The sequence below is a fragment of the Azospirillum himalayense genome (assembly GCF_042657465.1).
GTDB classification, from domain to species: domain Bacteria; phylum Pseudomonadota; class Alphaproteobacteria; order Azospirillales; family Azospirillaceae; genus Azospirillum; species Azospirillum himalayense.
In genome coordinates, this window is sequence record NZ_JBHSLC010000005.1 from 27,431 (window position 1) to 50,684 (window position 23,254).

General features: G+C 70.2%; 17 protein-coding genes. 10 read left to right on the forward strand and 7 right to left on the reverse strand.

Going from position 1 to position 23,254, the window contains the following annotated elements; genetic code table 11:
- The first annotated feature begins 20 nt into the window (after positions 1-20).
- The 5 genes from ACFPMG_RS03580 to ACFPMG_RS03600 all read left to right on the forward strand — a co-directional run bounded on the left by ACFPMG_RS03580 (position 21) and on the right by ACFPMG_RS03600 (position 10,702).
- Positions 21-2,144 carry a hybrid sensor histidine kinase/response regulator gene (locus tag ACFPMG_RS03580; protein WP_376993853.1) on the forward strand — a complete coding sequence of 708 codons (2,124 nt, stop codon included), beginning with the start codon at positions 21-23 and terminating at the stop codon, positions 2,142-2,144.
- 13 nt (positions 2,145-2,157) lie between these two features.
- Positions 2,158-4,110, forward strand: coding sequence for a response regulator (locus tag ACFPMG_RS03585; protein WP_376993854.1), 1,953 nt, complete (start codon positions 2,158-2,160; stop codon positions 4,108-4,110).
- Between the two features lie 145 nt (positions 4,111-4,255).
- Positions 4,256-6,880, forward strand: a complete 2,625-nt coding sequence (locus tag ACFPMG_RS03590; RefSeq protein ID WP_376993855.1) for a hybrid sensor histidine kinase/response regulator — start codon at positions 4,256-4,258, stop codon at positions 6,878-6,880.
- A gap of 14 nt (positions 6,881-6,894) precedes the next feature.
- The gene (locus ACFPMG_RS03595) at positions 6,895-8,784 is read left to right on the forward strand and encodes a response regulator (protein ID WP_376993856.1); all 1,890 of its coding nucleotides are present in this window, start codon (positions 6,895-6,897) and stop codon (positions 8,782-8,784) included.
- Positions 8,785-9,016: 232 nt separating this feature from the next.
- The gene (locus tag ACFPMG_RS03600) at positions 9,017-10,702 is read left to right on the forward strand and encodes a methyl-accepting chemotaxis protein (RefSeq protein WP_376993857.1); all 1,686 of its coding nucleotides are present in this window, start codon (positions 9,017-9,019) and stop codon (positions 10,700-10,702) included.
- Positions 10,703-10,722: 20 nt separating this feature from the next.
- Here ACFPMG_RS03600 and ACFPMG_RS03605 read toward each other — a convergent pair whose 3' ends face one another.
- A complete protein-coding gene (locus tag ACFPMG_RS03605; protein WP_376993858.1) occupies positions 10,723-11,598 on the reverse strand; it encodes an alpha/beta hydrolase in 876 nt (291 codons plus the stop codon).
- A gap of 77 nt (positions 11,599-11,675) precedes the next feature.
- Positions 11,676-12,320 (reverse strand): dienelactone hydrolase family protein, encoded by a 645-nt coding sequence (locus tag ACFPMG_RS03610; RefSeq protein WP_376993859.1) that lies wholly within the window; start codon positions 12,318-12,320, stop codon positions 11,676-11,678.
- A 155-nt stretch (positions 12,321-12,475) separates the two neighbouring features.
- Here ACFPMG_RS03610 and ACFPMG_RS03615 point away from each other — a divergent pair, with 155 nt between their 5' ends.
- The gene (locus ACFPMG_RS03615; protein WP_376993860.1) at positions 12,476-12,988 is read left to right on the forward strand and encodes a cupin domain-containing protein; all 513 of its coding nucleotides are present in this window, start codon (positions 12,476-12,478) and stop codon (positions 12,986-12,988) included.
- Between the two features lie 30 nt (positions 12,989-13,018).
- Here ACFPMG_RS03615 and ACFPMG_RS03620 read toward each other — a convergent pair whose 3' ends face one another.
- Positions 13,019-14,500, reverse strand: coding sequence for an FAD/NAD(P)-binding protein (locus ACFPMG_RS03620; RefSeq protein ID WP_376993861.1), 1,482 nt, complete (start codon positions 14,498-14,500; stop codon positions 13,019-13,021).
- A 219-nt stretch (positions 14,501-14,719) separates the two neighbouring features.
- On the opposite strand from ACFPMG_RS03620, the gene ACFPMG_RS03625 reads away from it, so the two are divergent.
- Positions 14,720-15,007 (forward strand): hypothetical protein, encoded by a 288-nt coding sequence (locus tag ACFPMG_RS03625; protein ID WP_376993862.1) that lies wholly within the window; start codon positions 14,720-14,722, stop codon positions 15,005-15,007.
- Between the two features lie 58 nt (positions 15,008-15,065).
- Positions 15,066-18,431 (forward strand): PAS domain-containing protein, encoded by a 3,366-nt coding sequence (locus ACFPMG_RS03630; protein ID WP_376993863.1) that lies wholly within the window; start codon positions 15,066-15,068, stop codon positions 18,429-18,431.
- A gap of 16 nt (positions 18,432-18,447) precedes the next feature.
- Here the strand turns inward: ACFPMG_RS03630 and ACFPMG_RS03635 are convergent, their stop codons facing one another.
- Together ACFPMG_RS03635 and ACFPMG_RS03640 are read right to left on the reverse strand one after the other, a co-directional pair.
- Complete coding sequence (locus ACFPMG_RS03635) at positions 18,448-18,975, reverse strand: isopentenyl transferase family protein (protein ID WP_376993864.1); 528 nt, start codon at positions 18,973-18,975, stop codon at positions 18,448-18,450.
- Positions 18,976-19,083: 108 nt separating this feature from the next.
- Complete coding sequence (locus tag ACFPMG_RS03640; protein ID WP_376993865.1) at positions 19,084-19,368, reverse strand: hypothetical protein; 285 nt, start codon at positions 19,366-19,368, stop codon at positions 19,084-19,086.
- A 92-nt stretch (positions 19,369-19,460) separates the two neighbouring features.
- On the opposite strand from ACFPMG_RS03640, the gene cutA reads away from it, so the two are divergent.
- The gene (cutA, locus tag ACFPMG_RS03645) at positions 19,461-19,775 is read left to right on the forward strand and encodes a divalent-cation tolerance protein CutA (RefSeq protein ID WP_376993866.1); all 315 of its coding nucleotides are present in this window, start codon (positions 19,461-19,463) and stop codon (positions 19,773-19,775) included.
- A 135-nt stretch (positions 19,776-19,910) separates the two neighbouring features.
- Positions 19,911-21,125, forward strand: coding sequence for an MFS transporter (locus ACFPMG_RS03650; RefSeq protein ID WP_376993867.1), 1,215 nt, complete (start codon positions 19,911-19,913; stop codon positions 21,123-21,125).
- A gap of 4 nt (positions 21,126-21,129) precedes the next feature.
- Here the strand turns inward: ACFPMG_RS03650 and ACFPMG_RS03655 are convergent, their stop codons facing one another.
- Both ACFPMG_RS03655 and ACFPMG_RS03660 read right to left on the reverse strand, forming a co-directional pair.
- Complete coding sequence (locus ACFPMG_RS03655) at positions 21,130-21,783, reverse strand: SPOR domain-containing protein (RefSeq protein WP_376993868.1); 654 nt, start codon at positions 21,781-21,783, stop codon at positions 21,130-21,132.
- Between the two features lie 175 nt (positions 21,784-21,958).
- Complete coding sequence (locus tag ACFPMG_RS03660) at positions 21,959-23,248, reverse strand: O-acetylhomoserine aminocarboxypropyltransferase (RefSeq protein ID WP_376993869.1); 1,290 nt, start codon at positions 23,246-23,248, stop codon at positions 21,959-21,961.
- Between the last annotated feature and the right edge of the window lie 6 nt (positions 23,249-23,254).

Sequence of the window (23,254 nt, forward strand, 5' to 3'; positions counted from 1 at the left end):
TGATGGTTGAATGCCGGGTTATGGACCGGCCCGACCAAGAGCTTGCGGAACTCCTCACCAGCCTGGGCGCGCGGCTCTCCGCCGCGCCGCCCGGTGCGCTGAACGATCTTCGGGACCCGTTGCGGGCGTTGCGCGACCGGCTGTCGGCCACCCTGGACGACCCGACGCCGAGCCATCCCCTGGGGGCAGGCGAGGCGCATTTCCGCGCTCTGCTGTCCGACGCCATCGGCTGCGTGTCCGAAGGCTTCGTGCTGTTCGGCGCCGACGGGCGTCTGGTGCTGTGCAACGACCGCTACCGCGCCGCCTACCCGCTGCTGTCCGACCATCTCATTCCCGGCGTCCGTTTCGCCGATCTGCTGCGCGTCGCGGTGGAGCGGGGGGCGGCCGGCGACGATCTCGGCGACCCGTCTGACTGGATCGCCGAGCGGCTGAACCGCCACACCCGCAGCGGGCCGCCGACCGACCACCGGCTCGGCGACGGGCGCTGGTACCGCATCAGCGAACACGCCACGCGCTTCGGCGGCGTGGTCAAGATCCTCACAGACATCACCGAGTTGAAACGCCACGAGGAGGCGCTGGCCGACAGCGAGGCGCGCTACCGCCGGCTGGTCGAGATGGCGCCCTACGGCATCCTGATCTGGGATGGCCAGCGGGTGCGCTTCGCCAACCGCTCCGCCGCGCTGATCCTGGGCAGCGGCGATCCCGAGGCGATGCTGCGCATCCCGCTGGTCGAGGCGACGGAGTTCGACGGGGTGCAGCGCCTGTTCGACTGGCTGCCCCCGCCCGGCAGCGGCCTGGAGGCCCCGCCGCCGGTCGAGGCCCGCTTCGTCACCGCCCAGGGTGCCTTGCGCGAGCTTGAGGTCGGCATCCACCCCTTCGCGGTCGAGGGGGAGGCGGCGTGGTTCCTCGTCCTCACCGACATCACCGGGCGCAAGCAGGCGGAACGCGCCATCCAGCAGGCGCAGAAGATGCAGGCCATCGGCCAGCTGGCCGGCGGCATCGCGCACGAGTTCAACAACATGCTGACGGCCATCGGCGGCTTCGCTCAGATGGCCCGCCGCGCCCCGCAGGACCGCCCGCGGGTCGAGCAGTGCCTGACCGAGATCGTCAAGGCGACCGACCGCGCCTCCGGCCTGACCGCCCAGCTTCTCAGCTTCGGGCGGCCCGGCCAGACCGACGCGGCGCGTCCCGTGCGCGTCGGCGCGGTGATCGACGATTTGCGCCGTTTCCTCGGCCCCACGCTGGGCGAGCGCCACCCGTTGCGGATCGAGGGCGCCGGGGGCGGGGCGGTGGTGACCATCGACCCTGCCTTGCTGCACCAGTTGCTGCTCAACCTCGTGCTCAACGCCCGCGACGCCATGCCGGAGGGCGGGCCGATCACCATCGCGGTGGAGCGGGCGGACGATCCCGGAGTCACCATCACCGTCGCCGACACCGGTTGCGGCATCGACCCGGCGGTGGTCGACCGCATCTTCGAGCCCTTCTTCACCACCAAGGAGCCGGGGGCCGGAACCGGGCTGGGGCTGGCGCTGGTCTATTCCACGGTCGCGCGGGCGGGCGGCGCGGTGGAGGTGGACAGCGAGCCGGGGCGCGGCACCATCTTCACGCTCCACTTCCCGGTGGTGGACCTCGCAGAGCCGCAGCAGGCGGACGCTCCCGGTCTGGACGCCTTCGGTCTGGACGCCTTCGGTCTGGACGCCTTCGGTCTTGACGGCGCCGTGTTCCTCGACGCGGAGGACGACGAGATGGAGGGGCTGTCGATGGCCGCCACCGTCCTGCTGGTCGAGGACGAGGCGCAGGTGCGCGACTTCATCCGCCTGACGCTGGAGGACCTGGGCATGCGGGTGGTCTGCGCCGCCGACGGCACCGAGGCCCTGCGCGCCTACGCCGACCATGGCGGGGCCTTCGACCTGCTGGTGACCGATCTCGTGATGCCGCAGGTCGGCGGGGCGTCGGTGGCCCGCGCGCTGCGCCGGGAAAATCCGGATCTGCCGACCGTCCTGATGTCCGGCTACCCGCCGGAGACGGAAAGCCTTGACGACCTGCTGGCCGACCCGAAGTCAGGCGGGCGCCGCATCGTCTTCCTGCGCAAGCCGATCAACCCGGACGAGCTGGCCGACACCATCCACGCGCTGCTGATCTGATGGCAGGGCATCGATGAGCGCCGTTCCGCCGCCTTCCCCGCTCACCACCGACGGCATTCCCATCGGCGCCTACGACGTCGACGCGCTCCTCGGCGAGCTGAGCGGCGACGCGCCGGAGGAGTCGCCGGAGTCCGCCATCTGCGTCCGGGTCGAGGAAATCTTCGCTCCCGCCGCGCGTTTCCTGATCGCGGAAGAGTTGGCGGAGTTCCTGGAGGCGCGCGGCATCACCCCGACCGAGTTTTTGCACAAGGTGGAGCCGCAACGTTCCTTCCTCGACTGGCCGCGCCGCGCCCAGGTGCTGGAGCGGGTGGCCCAGCGGCAGGCCCGCCCCGGACGCCGCTCCCCCGCCATGCGGCTGGAGGAGCTGAAGCGGCTGGAGCAGGAGGTGCTGGCCGTCACCGCCCGGCGCGCCCACAGCGGCACCGCCCTGTCCATCGACGCCAAGCAGTTTGCCGCCACCGTGGCCCAGACCATGGCGCGGACGCCGGGATTCGCCGGGCGTCACACCATCGATTGCTGGCTGTCCGCTTGGCTGGGGGAAGGGCGCAACCACGAGCTTCGGCTGGTGCGCATCCTGTCGCTCGACGGGGACGGGCTGTCCGGCGAGGGCATCGCCATCCTCGACCAGATCGTCGGGGAAATGCTGGCCAACGGGCTGGTGGTCGAGGCGCTGTTCGGCTGGGCGGACGGGCTGCGCGGCGTGCTCGACGCCATGGCGATGGTCTGGCGGGGCGAGGCGCCGTCCCACCCCGACGCCCCGGCGGTCCTGCACCGGCTGTCCGCCTTCGTCGCCCGCCATCAGGCGCGCGCCGCCCGGCTGGGGCTGGAGGCGGGGGTTCACCACGCCCTGCTCGGCGACGCGCCGCTGTCCGGCACCAAGGCCGAGCCGAACAGCGTCGCGGCGGTGCTGGACGAGCTGTCGGCGATCAGCCTCCTCGCCGCGCGCCTGACGGTGAAGGGCGGGGTGATCGGCGGCGAGCGCACGACCCGGCTGATCGACCGGCGGGTGGCGCTGCTGCTGTCCGGCGCGCGGCTGGAGGCGGTGCTGCACGCCAAGAGCCACTACGCCCGCATCGTCGATCTTCTGGCCTTCGAAGGGGCGGTGTCGGGGGAGCGCAGCCGGCGCATGATCGTCGCCCATCTGCGCCGCCATCTCGAGGCCCGCGACTTCACCCAGCGTCTGTTCGAGACGGCCCGCACGCCGCGCGCCCGCATCAAGGCGCTCGCCGACCTGCAACGGCGCGTGGCGCGTTCCACCCTGCCGGACGGCCTGTGCGAGCGCTACGTCCGCATGCTCGACGAGATCCAGAACACCTTCCTGCGCACCAACAAGATCTTCGCCCGCATCGCCAAGGACCGCCCGCCCCACGTCGACGAGGTCATGGAGTTCGCCAGCCTGCTCGCCGAGGGCGCCTTCACCGAGGGGAAATGCGTGGCGGCGGCGCGCGAGCTGGTCGGGCACCATGTCCGCTCCACCGCCTTCCTGCGCGGCTACCTCGCCCGCTGCAAGGACGCGACGGAGCAGCGGGCCGACCGCTTCGCCCAGTTCTTCGCCACGCTGGCCGGCGCCGGCCTGCCGATGCGCGCCATGAACACGCTGCGCGTCCTGTTGGCCGACGACGAGCCGGCCGCCCGCGGCTATGTCGAGATGATCCTGCGCGACCTCGGCATCACCGACCTGACCATCGCCCAGGACGGGTGTGAGGCGCTGAGCCGATTCGAGGAACGGCAGGGCGCCTTCGACCTCATCGTCTGCGACTGGAAGATGCCGCGCCTGTCGGGGCTGGAGTTCCTGAAGCTGGTCCGCGCGGTGCGTCCCGACATGCCCTTCCTGATGGTCACCGCGCTCGCCACCATCATCGCGGTGGAGGAGGCCATGGCCCACGACGTCACCGCCTACATCGCCAAACCCTTTTCTCCCGAACAGCTCGAAGAGAAGATCCTGGTTCTGGTCAACCGGCGCTGAGCGGTGGAAATCGTATGCTCACGGTAGAATCCGATCGTACGAAGGCGAACAGCGAAACGGGCTGTTAACGGCTCCCCTCCTATTACGGGTCTATGCAGATCGCGCCTTGCGCGGCGGTACACCCATGACGATGGAGCGGGGCTCCGTGGATCTTTCCGGCCGGGGCGGGCTGCCCCCCACCGACACCGACCTCGACGTCCGTGCCGTCCGGCTGGGCGGGGACGCGGCGCCGCGCCGCGGGCCGGGCGGGCTGACCGACCTGCTGTTCCTCATGCTCGGCGCCGCCGGCCTGCTGGCGGTGATGATGCCGGAGGAGGGCCGCGACCGGCTGATGCTGCCGCTCGGCGTGATGACGCTGGCGATGGCGGCGCTGGCCGTGCTGTCGGTGCGCCGAGCCCGCGCCGCGGCGGCGGCCCTGGACCGCTCCGCCCGCCTGCTGCGCGCCGCCAACGAGGAGCTGGCCGCCAGCCGCCAGCGCTTCCGCGACTTCGCCGAGGCCGCGTCGGACTGGTTCTGGGAAAGCGCCCCCGACCACCGCTACACCTACGTGTCCGAACGGCTGCCGGAGCTTCTCGGCGGCGATCCGGCGCCGGTGTTCGGCGATTCGCTGCTCGACCTCGGCGCGCTGGTCGAGGACACCGACACCTGGCTGGACCATCTGGCCGACATCGAGGCCGGGCGGGCCTTTCGCGACCTGGAGGTCACGCTGCGCGACGGGGCGGGCGACACCCGCGTCTTCCGCATCAGCGCCCAACCCTTCACCGACGCGGACGGGCGGTTCGCCGGCTACCGCGGCACCGGCATCGAGACGACCGCGGAGACGCTGGCCCTGGTCGAGGCGCGCTTCATGCAGTCGGTGGTGCACGACGCGCTGTCCAGCATCTCCGAAGGCTTCGTGCTGTTCAGCCCGGACGACCGGCTGATCTTCTGCAACGAGCGTTACCGCAGCGCCTACCCGAATCTGGCCGATGTGCTGGTACCCGGCACCGCCTTCAAGGACATCCTGCGCGCCGCCGCCGAGCGCGGCGGGTACGAGGGCGACGACCGCGAGATGGCCGACTGGATCGCCGAGCGGATGAAGCGCCACCTCCTGCACACCGATCCGGTGGACGGCCGCCTGTCCGATGGGCGCTGGTACCGCATCAGCGAGCACGCCACCGGCTCCGGCGGCATCGTGAAGATCCTGATGGACATCACCGAGCTGAAGCGGCGCGAGGAGCAGCTCGCCGGCCAGACGGAGCGGCTGGAGGCCACCGTCAGCGCGCTCAGCGAGAGCGAGAAGCGCTACCGTCAGCTGGTCGAGCTGGCCCCCTACGGCATCGTCATCTGGGACCGCCGGGCCATCCGCTTCGGCAACGCCGCCGCCGCGTCCATCCTGGGGGTGGGCGGCAGCGGCGGGCTGGAGGGGGTGGACCTCAACCGCTTCATCGTCGAGGCGGAGGCCGTGACGACGCGCCTGGGGCTGGGCGCGGAGGGCGATCACCAGCGCGTGGAATGCGCGATCGCCCGCCCGTCGGGCGAGCAGCGCCATGTGGAGATCGGCGCCTTCCCAGCGGTCTACCAGCGGGAGGCGGCGGTTCTCCTGGTGCTGAACGACGTGACCGAGCGCCGCCGTGCGGAGGCGGAGCTTCAGAAGTCGCAGAAGATGGAGGCGGTGGGCCGCATGGCCGGCGGCATCGCCCACGAGTTCAACAACATGCTGACCGCCATCGGCGGGTTCGCCCGGCTGGCCGAGCGGGCGCCGGACGATCCGGGGCGCGTCACCACCTGCGTGCGGGAGATCGCCAAGGCCTCCGACCGGGCCGCCGCGCTGACCGCCCAGCTTCTCGACTTCTCGCGCCGCCGCCCGTCGGACGAGACGGAGGTGGTGGCGCTGGCGCCGCTGGTGCGCGACCTGAAGGTCTTCCTGAAGCCGCTGATGAGCGCCGGAATCGATCTGGACATCCGCATCGGCGACGGGGACGCCCACGCCGTCGCCAACCCGGTGATGCTGAACCAGGCCATCCTGAACCTTGCCCTCAACGCGCGCGACGCCATGCCGGACGGCGGGCGCCTGACCATCGCGCTGGACAGTGCCCTGCCGGACGCCGGCTTCTTCGGGCGGCACGGCGCGCTGGCGCACGGCCGCTACGCCGTGATCCGCGTCATCGACGAGGGCTGCGGCGTGCCGGAGGCGGTGCGCGACCGCATCTGGGAGCCCTTTTTCACGACCAAGGAACCGGGCAAGGGCACTGGCCTCGGCCTGTGGATGGTCTACGGCACCGCCCAGCAGGCCGGCGGCGCCGTCGAGATGGAGGCCGGGCCGGACGGGCGCGGCAGCGTCTTCTCCATCCATCTGCCCGCCGTTCCCGCTCCCGCTCAGGCCGGTTCGCTGGCGGACGGGCTGGGGCTGGGCGAGGACGAGGGGGCCGCGATCCTGCTGGTGGACGACGAGGACTCCGTGCGTACCTACGTCCGTCTGGCGCTGGAGGAGGCCGGCTGCACGGTGACGGAGGCGGTGGACGGGCTGGACGCACTGGAGCGCTGGGACGAATGCGGCGGGCTGTTCGACGCCGTGGTGTCCGACATGTCGATGCCCCGCATGAACGGGCTGGAACTGAGCCGCGCCCTGGCGGAGCGCAACCCCGACCTGCGCATCCTCTTCCTGACCGGCTACGCGTCCCATGAAACGGCGGCGGACATGACGGCACAGCCGGGCCGCCGGATCGTCATGAAGCCAGTGGCCCCGGACCGCCTGATCGAGGCGGTGCGCGGGCTGCTGGCCGAATGAGACGGGGTTAGGGCATGGCATCGGACCAGAGCATCGCGGACGGCCGGGATAGCGGTCGTGACCTGGACGGCGAGAGCGGGAGCGACACCGCCGTCTGCCGGACCCCGGAGGACTTCTACACCCCGCAGGGCCGCGACAGCATCGGCCGGCATTGCCAGCGCTATTTCGATGAGAACGCGCTGACCCCGACCGAGCTTCTGCATTCCCCCCGCCACCAGCAGAGCCTGTCAAACATCCCGACCTTCGTCGCCATCCTGCAGCAGGCGGAACGGGCGATGGACCGCAAGGGCGCGCTGACCGCCCTGGTCAACGAGGTCGCCCGGGTGACCCGCGAGCGGCTGAAGGACGCCCAGCCGCCGGACCTGACGCCGGCCAGCTACGCCGCCACGGCGGAGCGGCTGATCGCGGCCCGCGACGCCTTCACCGGGCGCTTCATGGTCGATGCGGCGCTGACCACGCACCTGTACCAGGGCCGCAGCTTCGCCGAGAAGGCGCGGCTCCTGCTGGAACTGGCGGACGGCCTGGAGGACGCCGAGGCGCTGGCGCCGCTCGACCGGCTGCTCGGCGAGATCCTGCGCAGCGACACCGGCACCGCCTCCTGCTCCCTGGACGCGCCCTTCGTGGACCGGGTGGACATGATCGTGTCGCTGATCGCCGGGGACAAACCGCTGTCCGACGAGGCGGCGCCGGTCTTCAAGGGTCTTGAGACGCTGGTGCGCCGCACGGCCATGCCGGTGCTGAGCGACAGCCTGATCGTCGCGCTGCGCCGCGAATTGTCGAAGCCCGACCGCTTCACCATCACCAGCGCCGGCGACCTGTTCGGGGTGGAGGCGGTGCAGCGGGAGATCATGGCGCTGAGCCAGGTGTCGCAGCGGCTGCGCACGGGGGAGGGCTATTTCGGCGGCGCCCGCACGGAGGCGGCCCTTCAGCGGCGCAGCGCTCTGCTCGTCAACGAGGACACGCTTCCCGAAATCACCAAGGGGCGGACGCTGATGCAGAAGCTCCGCATCCTGTTCGTCCTCCAGAGGATGCCGCTGTCGCCGAGCGCCGAGCGGGCGGTGAACGGCTATCTGACCCAGTTCTTCGACGGGCGGGATTTCGCCGGGCGCCTGCTCGACTGCTGGAAGGAGAAGACCGAGAAGCTGAAGGGACTGTCGGAGGTCCAGAAGCTCGTGCTCGACAGCGCCTTCGCGGAGGACGCCCGCGAGCATATGGCCGGGCAGATCGACGAGATCCAGAACGCCTTCATCCGCACCCAGCGCCTGCTGAGCCCCCTCCAGGGCAAGGACGAGCCGAACCCCGACACCGTGCTGGAGATGGTGCGGCTGGCCGGCGACGGCGCCTTCTGCCGCGGCAAGAGCCGGGCGGCGGTCGCCAAGGCGCTGTACCGGCAGGTGCACCGGCCGCGCTTCGTGCGCTCCTTCCTGCTGGGCGCCACGGGCGGCAAGGAGCGCTCGGCCCGCGCCTCCTGGATGCGTGGGGCGTTGGGGGTGATCGGTGTGCCCTTCATCGACCTCGGCGCCATCCGCGTTCTGGTCGTCGACGACGAGGACGGGCCGCGGCACTTCGTCGAATCGGTGCTGCGCGACCTCGGCATCGGCCACATCGACACGGCGGCGGACGGCCAGGAAGCGCTGCTCCGGCTGGCCGGGGACGGTACGTACGACCTGATCGTCTGCGACTGGATGATGCCGAAGGCGAGCGGCCTGGACGTGCTGCGCCGCGTGCGCGAGGTGCGGCGGGATCTGCCCTTCCTGATGGTGACCGCGCTCGCCACGCTGAAGGCTGTGGAGCGGGCGCTGGCCCACAATGTCAGTGCCTACATCGCCAAGCCCTTCACCCCGGAGCAGCTCGAGGAAAAGGTCTTTCTCGTGCTGACGCAAAAATCGGCTCCCGGCGCGTGAGCGGAGCAACCAAAGCTGGTTGCGGCATTCTTTTGTGTCTCCTTTGAGTTATCTATTTTCGGACTGAGACACCAAAACAATCTCGACAGTTGCTCTGAAGTTGTTCGAATTTCTTTGAGCGAAATTAAATAAAACCATTAATAAATAAGTCACGATTGCTTCGGTAGCATTCCGACAGAGGAACGGCCCGCGTGCCACCGCCCATCGGCGCGGACTTGTCGGAAGGGTTGTCATGTTCGATAATGTGTCCATTCGCTCGAAGCTCTGGGGGTTGGTGGCTCTGGCGAGCATCGCGTCGGCCGCCATCGTCGGCGCCGGCCTCTGGCTGAATTACCAGCGCATGCACGCGGACCGCGTTCAGTCCCTGCGCTTCATGGTCGAAGCCGCCCACAGCATGGCCGCCGCTTATGAGGCGGAGGCCGCCGCCGGCCAGATCACGCGGGAGGAGGCCCAGGCCCGCTTCAAACGGTCGCTTCTCGGCATGCGCTACGGCGGGCAGGAATATCTGTTCGCAATCACGCTGGACGGCTTCGGCTTTGCCCATCCCAGCCCGAAGATGATGGGGCAGAACGTGTCCGGCGTGAAGGACACCAAGGGCGCGCCGATCCTGATGGACATGGCGCGGATCGCCAAGGCCTCGGGGGAAGGCACCTACGGCTATTTCTGGAACGTCACCCCGAACAGCGACGAGACGGCGGCGAAGCTGTCCTACATCAAGACCTTCCAGCCCTGGGGCATCTACATCGGGACGGGCGTCTTCATCGACGACATCCGTGGCGCCTTTCTGAGCACGCTGTGGACCGTTCTGGCGGTGGCCGGTCTTCTGGCGGTGCCGGCGGTCTGTCTGATCGCGCTGGTCGGGGTGCGGCTCAGCGCCACGATCCGCAGCCTCAGCGTCCGCATGCACGCCCTGGCGGACGGCGACCTTTCCGTCGCTTTTCCCGAGGCGAACCGCCGCGACGAGATCGGCGCCATGGCCAGCGCCGCCCGCGTGTTCCTGAGCAACGCCGAGGAGAAGAAGCGTCTGGAGGCCGATCAGGCCGCCACGCTGCGCCGCTCGGAGGAGGACAAGCGCCGCACCCTCACCGGTCTCGCCGAACGGTTCGAGCGGAGCGTCGGCGAGGTGATGAAGTCGGTGTCGCACGAAACCGAGGCGATGGAGCGCGAGGCCCAGGAGATGACCCGCGCCGCCGGACAGACCGACCAGCTGGCCGGCGCCGTGGCGTCGGCGACGGAGCAGACCTCGGTCAACGTGCAGACGGTCGCGGTGGCGACGGAGCAACTGTCCGGGTCGGTGGGGGAGATCAGCCGCCGGGTCGCCGACGCCTCGCGCATCGCGCGGGACGCCGCCACCGCGTCGGAGCGTGCCACCGGCAAGGTGACCGGGCTGGCCGAGGCGGTCGGGCGGATCGGCACCGTGGTCAGCCTGATCAACGACATCGCGGCGCAGACCAACCTTCTGGCGCTCAACGCAACCATCGAGGCGGCCCGTGCGGGCGAAGCCGGCAAGGGCTTCGCGGTGGTCGCGGGCGAGGTGAAGAGCCTCGCCAGCCAGACCGCCCGGGCCACCGAGGAGATCGCCGCCCAGGTCGCCGGCGTCCAGTCCGCGACCGGCGAGGCGGTGGCGGAGATCGGCGGGGTGGCGCGGGTGATCGAGCAGGTGAACGGTATCGCCACGATCATCGCGTCGGCGGTTGAGGAGCAGGGCGCGGCGACCCAGGCGATCAGCCGAAACGTCCAGCAGGCCGCCGACGTCACGCGGGACGTGGCGCGCGACATCTCCGGCGTCACCGCCGCCGCTGGGCAGTGTGGGAAGATGGCCTATGCCGTGCTGGAGGCGTCGCGGCAATTGGCCCAGCAGTCGGAGACCCTGAACGGTGAGATCAGCGGCTTTCTGAGGACCCTGCGCACGCAGTGAGCGACGGCGCGCCCTGCCGGTCAGTCGGCGGCGGCGCGCACACCCGCGTCGGGGACCGCCAGCGGAGCCGTCTTCCTCGGCGCCGCCTTTTCCAGCGCCGGTTTCTCCAGAACGGTCGTCTCCACCCAGTCCGCGACGTAGCGGGCGACCGCTTCCCAGCCGGGTTCGAGCATCATGCTGTGCCCCATCTCCGGAAAGAACACCGGCTCCGTCCGGAAGGCGCGGGCAGTGGCCTCGACCTGGTCCTTGGGGATCAGCCGGTCTTCCTCCGCGCCCAGCACGGTCACGCGGGCGCCGCGGGCCGGCAGGAGCGGGAAGGGAATCCAGCCGCCGATGTCCAGAAGCACGCGCTGCGACTCCTCCTGCATCAGCGGCTCGTAGCGCTTGGCCAACTCCAGCGGCACCCGGTCGGAGAACATGGCACGGCGCACCGCCTCCGCCTCGATGCCGTTGGAGAAGGTCATCAGCATGCCCATCTGCTGGAACACGTAGGGATCGCTCCAGGCCAGCCGCAGCGAGGATTCCAGCAGGCCGTGCGGCGGGGCGGAAGCCATCAGGACCGCCCCCGGGAAACGCCGGCGGATCAAGGCCCGCTGGACCACCATGCCGCCCATGGAATGGCCGATCAGCACCGGCGGCGCCGAACAGGCGTCCACCGCGCTCAGAACGTCATCCACATAATCGGCGATGCCGAAGCTGTTCAGCCGCTCCCGCCCCTCGCTGGCGCCATGGCCGCGCAGGGACACGGCGTGCGCCTCCCACCCCTGCTCGGCGAACCAGGGCAGGAAATGCTCGTCCCAGATCCAGCCGCCGCAGAAGGCACCATGGACGAACAGCAGGGGCACGGGCTTCACCGGTCCGGCGGGGCGGCGGCTGAGGATTTCGAGCTTGGGCATGGACGGTCCGATCCGGATGCTGCGATGCGGTGGGGAAACCAGAGGTAGCCTGCATCGCTCCCGCTGTCGACCCGCGCTCAGCCGTTGGCAGCCTTGAGCAGATGGGTGGCGAACCAGGAGCGCGCGGAATCCGCCACCTGATCCAGCTTCCCGGTTTCCTCGAACAGGCGGCCCGCCCCCGGCACGACCTCCAATGCCTTGGTGCAGTGCAGCCGGTTGAAGGCGTCGTTGTTGAGGTCCAGCGCCGGGGCGTCCTTGCCGCCGACCACCAACAGGGTGGGGGCGGCGACGGCGTTCAGCCATTCCTCCGCCAGATCGGGACGTCCGCCGCGGCAGACCACGGCACCAACGCCGTCATGCTCCGCGGCGCGCCCGGCCGCGATCAGCGCCGACGCCGCCCCCGACCCGGCGCCGAAGAAGCCGATGGGCTTGCGTTCCACCGCGGTGGTGGCGCGCAGATGGCGGACGGCCAGCAGCAGGCGCTCGGACTGGCGGTGGACGTCGAACTGGTTGGCCGGGTCGGCCCTCTCCCCCGCGGTCAGCAGGTCCATCAGCAGCGTGGCGAATCCGGCCTCGCGCAATCGCGCGGCGACGCGGACGTTGCGCGGGCTCATCCGCCCGCTGGAAGTCCCATGGGCGAAGATCACCGCCGCCGCGAAATCGGCGGGCGCGGCGAATTGCCCCGCAAGGCCGAGCGGTGGAATGTAGAGCGTCGTCTCCATGCGCCTTTCCCCCTTTCGTTGGGCCTTGCCCCGATGAGGTGCCCGGCCGGTGGCTTAACAGGCCGGATGGTCGGTCCGTGCCCGATGGCCTACAGTGACGACCCCCGACCGAATCCAGAGATCGGTATCGTTCCCCGGTGAAGGGAGACCCACCTTTGTCAGACAAAGACCCGGCCAGCGCGCCCCCCATCACGCCCACCAACCTGCCGGCGCCCCCGGTGCTCGACCCCGCCACCGTTGGGGCGAAGCTCGGCGCCACCGACTATCCCGAGACGTTCCGCGCGGCGGTGGCCGGGCGCCTGCGCAAGCGGCTGGGCAACCCGCTGGGGATCACCAAGTTCGGCGTTAACCTGACCCGGCTGGAGCCGGGCGCCGCCTCCGCCCTGCGGCACTGGCACACCCGCCAGGACGAGTTCGTCTATGTGCTGGACGGCGAGCTGACCCTGGTCACCGACGCCGGCGAGACGGTCCTGCGTCCCGGCATGTGCGCCGGATTCCCGGCCGGAAAGCCCGACGGGCACCAGCTCGTCAACCGCTCCGACGAGCCGGCGACCTATCTGGAGGTCGGCGACCGCAGCGCGGGGGACGAGGCGCATTACCCGGACGAGGATCTGCGCTACGACAGTGCGACGGACCTCTTCACGCATCGCGACGGCACCCCCTGGTGAGAGGGGCGGGCGGTCCGGTAACCCCATCCGTCAGGGCACCGCCCGCGCGCCCAGAAAGGCCGGCTCCGCCAGAGGGTAGGCGGACCGCCGCAGCCCGGCGATGTGCCGGGCGGCCCGGGCGCATTGGTTGCGCAGCTCGGGCACCGCGCTCATCTCCCAGAAGGGTGGGCGGCTGACGGGGCCGAGCGCGAACAGCCGGTCCGACGCCTGTCCATCCTCGCCGATCAGGGCGCCGTCCATGGTGACGTCCAGCCCCAGCCGCAGCGGGTCGGGCCGCGCCAGGCCGCGCGTCAGCAGCGCCTTGACCAGCGGATGGCCGATCCGGCTGAAGTCGCACTCGGTGCCGGTGGCGTTGACGATGGCACCCACCGTGCGGGCCCAGACGGTTCCCTCGGCCACGCGGGCGCGGACAGCCGCCTCAACCCCGTTCGGGACGAGAGTCAGCGTTTGCAGGCGTCCGGCGCGGATGGCCAGCCGCCCGTTGGCGCAGAGGGCGGCGATGCGGGCCGCCACCGCTGGCGCGATGCGGTGGCGATGGACCTCCCAATAGGGGCGGACATGGCGCAGGAAGCGCCGACGCTCCTCCATCGGCAGATGGCTCCAGATCAGGTGATGGTAGGGGCGCAGCGCGTCGAAGGCTGAGCGCCAGTCGAAGCCCGTCTCGCGCGCGCGACGGACGTCGGCCTTCAGGGCAATCATCACGTCCAGAACGGTGCGCGGCATCACCTGCGGGTGGATGAAACTCTTGAAGGGCCGCGTCTCCTCGTGCGTCTGGGGCAGCAGGCCGCGGCGCGACAAAGCGAGGATGGGGCCGCGGTGCCCCTGGTCCTCCAGCGACAGGACGGTGTCCACCATGGTCAGCCCGGTGCCGAGGATCAGCACGGGCGCGTCCGGGGCGATCGTGGACAGCGCCGGCCAGTCCCAGGGGGAGGCTATATAGCGGCTGGAGGCATAGACCTCCGGCGCCGGGACCGGCGGCGGCGAGGGGGCGAAGTTGCCGACGCAGAGAACCGCCGTGTCCACCGACAGGCTGGTGCCGTTGCCCAGCCGCAGCCGGGTGCCCCGCGCGTCGGACGCGATGTCCACCGCCTCGGCCTGCGACACGGTGAGGGAGACGTGGGGCGGGGCGGCGACCACGGCCTCCCGCAGGACGTCCTGGATGTAGGCGCCATAGCGGGCGCGGGAGACGAAAGCGTGGCCGCTGGGCGGCACCGCTCCGGCCCTCTCGTCTTGTATCTTGTCGTCTTGTATCTTGTCGTCCTGGGCCCAAAGCCAGCGCAGGAAGTGCCGCGGATCGTCCGGATAGGCACTCATGTTGTAGGCACGCACGTTCAGCAGATGTGCGGCGTTGGGCGTGGAGTAGGCGAGCCCGGCGCCGACGCTGGGCGTGCGTTCGATCAGGTGCAGGCTGGTCGGCTCATCGGCGCTGCGCATCAGGTGCGCGGCGAGGACGCTGCCGGTGAAGCCGGCCCCAATGATGGCGATGCGGCGTTTCGAAGGGCGTGCTGACAACGTCGTCGCTCCTCTGCTCTGGCCGTGCGAAGGGGGCGGAGATCCGGCGCCGGGACGCCGGATGGCCCAGCCGGCCACTCTTCGGTGCAGGATTGGGCAGGTCAACCGCAATTCCGGCGTAGGACAAACCCCTGGCACTGCTGGGGGATTTATGGTTAACAAGAAATTAACTATAAGGGGGGATGGTTTCGCACCTTCGAACCATGTACGGCAGGACCGATGCGCGACCACCCCCTCCGCCCCGTCAACACCATTCCATCCGCCGCCAACCCGGCGCCGTCGGACCGCCGTGAACCCGATGTGCAATTGGCCGCGATGGTGCCGCAGAGCGTCAAGCGCGCCGTACGCCGCCGCGCCGAGGAGGAGGGGACGACCGTCCGCAGCGTCCTTCTGCGCGCCCTGAAGCACGCCGGCATCGCCGAGGTCGATGAATCCGAGATCGCCGACCGCCGCATCGCCGCCGGCGCCGAACGCTCCGGCGCCTGGAAGGCCACGCGTATCCGTTGACGGGGCGGTCGAGCATCGCGCACGGTCACACGGAACCATTTTCCGAAAGCCGCTCTGCATGAGCCTTCTTCACCGCCTGATGCTTCTTGTTCTCGTGGCGATGATCCCGGCGGCCGTCATCGAGGTGAAGAACGAGCTGGCTCTGCGGGCCGCGCGGGAGGCCGAGGTGGGGCGCGACGCCCTGCACCTTGCCGCGCTGTTCGAGGCGGAACAGCACCGCATGATCGACGGGCTGCGGCAGGTGCTGAGCACGTTGGTGAAGGCCGACGCGGTGCGCGCGCCCGACTCCCCGGCCTGTCAGGCACTGATGGACGGCCTGCGCGTGTCGTATCCCGGCCATCTCGGCATCGTGATCGCCGGGCTGGACGGAGTGGTGCGCTGCGCGACCGATCGCGCCGCGCAGGGGATTTCCATCGCCGACCGCGACTATTTCCGCGACGCGCTGGACAGCGGCCGGATGACGCTGGGCGAGCATGTCTTCCGGCGGACCGACGGGCGCTCCGCCGTCCCCGTCGCGCTGGCCTTCCAGGATGCGGAGGGACGGGCGGCCGGCGTGGTGACGGCGATGACCGACATCTCCTGGATCGCCGATTTCCTGTCCAAGCGGCCGCTGTCCGGCAACGCGCGGATCACTCTGGTGGACCGCCGCGAGCGGGTGGTCGCACAGGTGCCGCCCCTGCCGAACCAGACGGGGCCAAACCAGACGGAGCCAAACCAGACAGACAGCGGCGGCGTTCTGTCCCCGTCCGTCATCGCGCTGCTGTCCCGCGACGCCCCCGGCGTCGCCGAGGTGACCGGGCCGGACGGGCGGCCGCGCATCGTCGCCTATCAGCCGACCGGGCGTAGTCTGGACGGCGTCGGCGTCGTGGTCTGCCTCGACAAGGGCGCGGCGCTGGAGCCGATCCGCGGCGCGATGGTCCAGGCGATGACCGGCATCGCCACGGTGCTGTTCTTGACGCTGCTCGCTGTCTGGTGGGGCGCCAACCGGTTCCTGCGGCGACCCGTGGCGGCGCTGGTTGCGACGGCGGAGCGCTGGAAGGGCGGCGACCTGACGGCGCGTAGCGGCGTGGCGAAGCAGTCGTCCGAGCTCGGCACTCTGGCCCGCGCCTTCGACGGCATGGCCGAGGAACTGGCCCGTCAGCAGCAGATCCGGGAGCAGGCCAACGCGCTGGCCCACAAGACGGCCGCCGTCCTGGGCAGCATCACCGACGGCGTGTTCGAGGTGGACCACGACTGGCGCATCACCTTCATGAACGAGCGCGCCCGGACGCTGATCGCCGGGGGGCGCGACCTGATCGGCCAGGATTTGTGGGACGTCTTCCCGGAGGTCGACGCCAGCGCCTTCGGCGAGAACTATCGCCGCGCCATGCGGGACCAGACGCCCGTCGAGTTCGAGGAGTATTGCACGGCCTTCGAATCCTGGTTCGCCGTGCGCGCCTTCCCGTCGCCGGACGGGCTGGCCGTCTTCTTCCAGGACACCACAGCCCGCAAGTGGGGAGAGGCGGCGCTGAATTCCGCCAACCGGGAAAAGAACGCGCTGCTCGCCCAATTGAACAGCCTGCTGCAGAACGCGCCGGTCGGTTTCGCCTTCTTCGACCGCGAGCGCCGTTACATCCGCATCAACGAGCAGTTGGCCGATTCCAACGGCATCCTGGCCGAGGCCCATATGGGCCGCACCGTGGCGGACCTGCTTCCCGTCGTCGGGGCCAGCGTCGAGCCGCTGATCGACCGGGTGTTCGACACCGGTGAGCCGGTCCCCTACCGGGAGGTGATGGGCGAGACGCCCAAGGAGCCGGGCGTGACGCGCCATTGGTTGATCGCCCTGTTCCCTGTGCATGAGGGGATGGAGGTCGCGGCGGTCGGCGCCGTCGTGATGGAGGTCACCGACCTGCGTCGGGCCGAGACGGCGCGACGCCAGAGCGACGAACGCTTCCGGTCGGTCTTCGAACTGGCGGCGGTGGGCATCGAGCGGGTGGGCCTGGATGGCCGCATCCTCGACGTCAACGCCAAGATCTGCGACATCGTCGGCTACCCGCGGGAGGAGTTGCTGCGGCGGACCTACCGCGACATCACCGATCCGGCGGATTTGCCGGCGGAGGAACAGCTGATCGAGCAGCTGCTGTCCGGCGAACTGGCCAGCTACGCCCTGGAGAAGCGCTACCGCCGCAAGGACGGCGGGGCGGTGTGGGTGCGGGTGACCTCCTCGCTCGCCCGGATCACCGGCACGGAGCCGGCCTACCGCATCACCGTCGCCGAGGACATCACCGAGCGCAAGGCGATGGAGGCCGAACTGCGCTCCGCCCGCGACGAGGCGGAGCGCGCCAACCTCGCCAAGTCGAAGTTCCTGGCGGCGGCCAGCCACGATCTGCGCCAGCCGCTCCAGTCGCTGTTCTTCTTCACGGCCGCCCTGTCGGCCCATGTCGGGTCCCCCGCGGGCACCAAGATCCTGACCCATCTGGAGCAGGGGCTGGACGCGCTGAAGGGGCTGCTGGACAGCCTGCTCGACGTGTCGCGCCTCGACGCCGGGGTGGTGACGCCGGTGTTCGAGGATTTCGACGTGGCGGAGGTGCTGGACCCGATCCGCGCCGCCTACGCACCGGTCGCCGCCGGCAAGGGCATCGGCTGGCAGGTCGAGGTCGCCGCCGGTCGGGTGCGCAGCGACCGCACGCTGCTGGGTCGGCTGCTGCGCAATCTGGTCGAGAACGCCATCCGCTACACCGACAGCGGGCTGGTGCGGGTGCAGTGCCGTCCGGACGGGCGGTTCCTGTCGATCGTGATCCAGGACACCGGCATGGGCATTCCCGACGACCATCTGGAGCGGATCTTCGAGGAATTCCATCAGGTCGGCAACCCGGAGCGGGACCGCAACCAGGGGCTCGGCCTCGGCCTCGCCATCGTGCGGCGCCTGTCGCGGCTGCTCGATCATCCGGTGGAGGTGCGTTCCGCGGTGGGCAAGGGCTCGGCTTTCCGGGTTCTGGTGCCGATGGGCGAAACGGTCGCCGCCGCCGCCGCGGGGGTGGGGGGTGCGGCACCGGGGATGGGGCAGGGCCGCCTCGCCGTGCTGGTGGACGATGACGCCATCGTGCTGATGGGGCTTCAGCTGATTCTGACGGAGTGGGGGTATACGGTGCTGGCGGCGGGCAGTGCCGATCAGGCCATGGAGCGTCTGTCCGCCCAGACGCGCGTCCCCGACATCGTGATCGCCGATTACCGGCTGCGCGAGGGGCGGATCGGGACCGAGGTGATCCTGCGCGTGCGTGAGCGCTACGGCGCCGGGGTGCCGGGGGTGATCCTGACCGGGGAGACGGGGCCGGACTGCCTGCTGGACGCCACCGCCCACGGGCTGACGGTGATCCACAAGCCGGTCACGCCCCGTGAACTGGCGGCGGCGGTGGACCAGCAACTGAAGGCCGTGCCGGCGTGAGGCCCACGCTGCGGCCTTATCGCGTGAGGCCCCAGCGCCGGTACCACGCGTTCAGGTCCCGCGCGGAGTCGATCCGGATCTTCGGCAGGTCGGCCTGATCGAAGGTTCGCAGGTTTCTCGTCCGGTTTCTCGGGGTGGTGACGGCGATGTGGCGGATCATTTCCCACTTGATGCTGTCCCGTCGGCCCTCCAGCGCGCCGCGCCGTTCCCGTTCGAACAGGGTTCGGCGGAAGTAGCGCAGCAGGCTGAGCGGCATGGGCACGTCCAGGTAGATCAGGCCCGTCGCCCGCTGGAAGCGCTGCGGAATGCAGCGTGAGTAGTTGCCCTCCATGATCCAGCGGTCGCCGGCGATGGCCGCGTCGTGCAGGGCGACGAATTCTTCGGTCGGCCGCGGCTGCCAGTCCGTGTTGGGGGCGTGGTACAGCCGGTCGAGATGGACGACGGGAAAGCCGCGCTGCCGCGCGATCGCTTCGGCAAGCGTGGATTTCCCGCTGTTGGACGGCCCGAGAATGCAAATGCGGTGGCCGAGGTCGGAGAGCTGCATGGATTGATACCGTTACGAAACAATGCCCGGTCGGGCCGCGAGCGTTCGCGGGCCGCAACATGGTGCGCATGGGGGTGCGCATGGGGTGGATCGTCACCCGTCCGGCGGTCACTCCGCCTGGGCGAGTTCCTTCGCGGCGGGGCGGGGGGCGAGGGCGGCGCGGCCGGTGTCGGTCAGGCGGCAGACCAGCCAGTCGGGCTTCAGCGGGTTGTCGAACCAGCGCGCGGCCCAGCCGGACTTCAGGCAGCTTTCGATGGTCTGGCGCTTGACGCGCTGGCCGTCGCCGTCGAACAGGGGCAGCTTGCCGCCGGGCTGGTCCAGGCCGTTGCGCAGCCACGCCGCCTGCGCCTCGGTGGGGCGGCGTCGGGACGTGGTGCGTCGGGGTGCGGCCATGGTTCGTCGCCTCGGAAGATGTTGCGGCCTGGCTGTTGCGCGCTGGCGGCCTGTGGCAAGATTCGGGCACTCTACATCGAAAGGCTTCGGTCATGGAATTCGTCTTCGCCTACATCACCGCCGGATCGCGGGACGAGGCCCGGCGCATCGGCCGCGCGCTGGTCGAGGAGGGGCTGGCCGCCTGCGCCAACATCTTCGACGGCATGACCTCCATCTACCGCTGGCAGGACGCCATCGAGGAAGCCACGGAAACGGTGCTGATCGCCAAGACGCGGGCGGAGCTGTTCGACCGGCTGGCCGCGCGGGTGCGGGAACTGCACAGTTACGAGGTGCCCTGCGTGGTCGAGCTGAGGGTGGGGCGCGGCAACCCGGCCTATCTGGACTGGCTGCGCGACGAGACGGCCTGACCCGCCGATGATCGTCGCCAGTGATCGCCGCCGCATGCCCGCCATGACGGCGGCGCATTGGACCGCCTCCGACCCGCGTGCCAGTTTCGCAAGGGTTGCTTTCAAACGCAAATCATCCGGATGCGGAGAATTTCCATGACCGACACATCGGCGCGGCTGTCGATCGGCTTTTCCTGGGTCGGCCACGCGCTGATGCACATCGTGTCGGCCCTGTTCCTGACGGTTGTCCTTGCGTTGGAACGGGAATGGAAGCTGCCCTACGACGAGCTGATCCGGCTGTGGACGCTCGGCGCGCTGATGATCGGCGTCGGGGCGCCGCTGGCCGGCTGGCTGGGCGACCGCTGGAGCGAATGCCGGATGATGGCGGTCTTCTTCCTGCTGACCGGGGCGGGGACCATCGCCTGCGGCTTGACCGACGGACCGGAGGCGCTGCTGTGGGCGCTGGCGGTGCTCGGGCTCGGCTCCTCCATCTACCACCCGGTGGGCATGGCCTGGATGGTCAAGAACGCCACCAACCGCGGCAAGGCGCTGGGCTACCAGGGCATCTTCGGCACCATCGGCATCGCCTCGGCGGCGGTGGTGGCTGGCGGCCTGACCGAGTGGCTGGGCTGGCGCTCGGCCTTCCTGATTCCGGGTGCGGTCTGCCTGGGGCTGGGCGTCGTGCTGGCCCTGCTGATCGCCATGGGCAAGGTCGAGGATCGCCAGGGCGACGTGAAGCCGATCCCCAAGGCCTCGCGCGGCGACGTCATCCGCGCCTTCGTCGTGCTGTCGGTGACGATGGTCTGTGCCGGGCTGATGTTCAACGCCATGCAGGTGGTGCTGCCAAAGCTGTTCGAGGCGCGGCTGAGCGACCTGCTGGGCGGCAGCACGCTGGGCGTCGGCGGCGTGGTGACGGCGGTCTATCTGTTCGCTGCCCTGCCGCAGCTCATCGGCGGCCATCTGGCCGACAAGTACCCGCTGAAGCGCATCTACACCCTGTGCCTGCTCGTTCAGGTGCCGATGATGGCGGCGGTGGCGGTCCTGGCCGACCTGCCGCTGGTCGGCGCGGCGGCGCTGGTGGTCGTCGCCTCCCAGGTGCAGATTCCGGCGGAAAACCTCCTGCTCGCCCGCTACACCCCGGAAAAGCACCGCGGGCTGGCCTACGGCGCCAAATTCATCCTGTCCTTCGGCGCCGGCCCGCTTGCCGTTCAACTCGTCGCCCTGGTCTATGAGCGGACGGGCGAGTTCGTCATGCTCTACGCCACGCTGTCAGTGCTGGCGCTGGTCGCCTTCGCGGCGGCGTTGCTGCTGCCGCGCGACCGCGACGTGCCGGCCAAGCCCGCCGCGGCGCCGATGGCGGCGGCGGAGTAACGGCTCACATTCTGTCCGGCAGGCTGGGGTAGGGCGCGTCGCCGGGCAGGTCGGCCACCACCGTTCGCCCCGTCCAGGTCAGGAGCCACGCGTCGTCCACTCCGGCGGCGCGGATCTCGGCCAGGCGGCGCAAGGCGGTCGGGCGGTCCTCCGGCGGCAGGACGAGGCGGTGGATGCGCCGGCCCCGCACGTTGGCCGCCACGATGTCGGCCTCCGGACGGCCCAGACGCGTGCGCTGGGCTTCGGCCTGTCCACGCTTCGAAAAGCTTCCCGCCACCACGAGGTATTGCCGTTTGGCGGGGCGTGGCATCGGCGGCAGCGCGGCGATCTCCACCTCCGCCGTCACGGGGAGCGGCGCGGGCGGGGCGGGGGTGGGCAACGGTTCGGTCGGAAGGGGGACCGGCACGCTCTCGGCGCTGCGGACCACCGGCACGATCACCGGCTTGCAGACATAGCCCTGGCTCAGGACGCGGAAGGTCGCGCAATCCTGCTGCAGCATCGCCGACAGCATATGGTCGGTGCTGCTCTTGTTGGTTCCGACGTAGAGAAGCCCGTCCACGGCGAAGGATGCGGCGGTCATCGCCACCGGCGCGCCTGCGCAGCCGCCCAGCCCCAGCACCGTGACCGCCGCCACTCCCCGCCTGAGCCGTCCGCTCATGCCCCGCTTCCCTGCCTTGTTCGTGTCCCCATCCTGCTTGGGTAAGGGTCGGTGCTATGACCTGCGGCGGTCAATGGAACGGCCAGCGCTCAGCCCATCGCGTCATGCCTACCTCTCTCGGGGTATCCCTCCGCCCGCCGGGGCGGACGCCGCGGCGGGCGGAGGGATGCCGGCATCAGGCGGCGGACAGCGCCCGGTCGAGGTCGGCGATGATGTCCTCCACGCTCTCCAGACCGATGGACAGGCGGACGACGTCCGGACCGGCGCCTGCCTGGGCCTGACCTTCCGGCGACAGCTGGCGGTGCGTGGTCGAGGAGGGGTGGATGATCAGCGACCGGCTGTCGCCGATGTTGGCGAGGTGGCTGAGGAGTTGGACGTTCTCCACCACCTTCACGCCCGCGTCGAAGCCACCCTTGACACCGAAGGTCAGCACGGCGCCGGCCCCCTTCGGCAGGTACTTCTTGGCGAGTGCGTGGTACTTCGACGACTCCAGCCCGGCGTAGCTGACCCAGCCCACCGCCGGGTGGCTCTCCAGGAACTGAGCGACCTTCAGGGCGCTGTCGCTGTGGCGCTGCATGCGCAGCGGCAGCGTCTCGATGCCGTTCAGCGTCAGGAAGGCGTTCAGCGGCGCCTGGCTCGGCCCGAGGTCGCGCAGACCGACGGCGTGGCCGTGGATGGTGAAGGCCAGATGGCCGAAGGTCTCCTGGAACTTCAGCCCGTGATAGCCGGCGTCCGGCTCCGACAGGGCGGGGAACTTGCCCGACTTGCCCCAGTCGAAGGTGCCGCTGTCGATGACGACGCCGCCGACCGAGGTGCCATTGCCCGACAGGAACTTCGTCGTGGAATGCACGACCAGCGTGGCGCCCCACTGGATCGGGTTGATCAGGTACGGCGTCGCCAGCGTGTTGTCGACGATCAGCGGGATGCCGGCCTCGTCGGCGATCTTCGCGATGGCCTCAAGGTCGGTGACCACGCCGCCGGGGTTGGCGAGGCTTTCCACGAAGATGGCCTTGGTCTTCGCGGTGATGGCGGCGCGGACGTTCTCCGGCTGGTCGGTGTCCACGAAGACGGACTTCCAGCCGAAGGCGCGCGGGAAGCTGGTGCCGAGCTGGTTCAGCGTGCCGCCGTAGAGCTTGCGCGAGGCGACGATTTCGTCGCCCGGCTCCATCAGCGGGAACAGGGCGAGCAGCTGCGCGGCGTGGCCGGAGGAGGTGGCCGTAGCCCCGGCGCCGCCCTCCAGGTTGGCGAGCCGCTCCTCCAGCACCGACACGGTCGGGTTGGTCAGGCGGGAGTAGATGAAGCCGACCTTCTGGAGGTTGAACAGCGAGGCCGCGTCGTCGACGTCGTCGAAGACGAAGCTGGTGGTCTGGTAGATCGGCGTCTGGCGCGCCCCGGTGGCGGGGTCGGGGGCGGCGCCGGCGTGGATGGCGCGGGTCTCGAAACCGAAGGACTTCTGCTCGCTCATGATGGC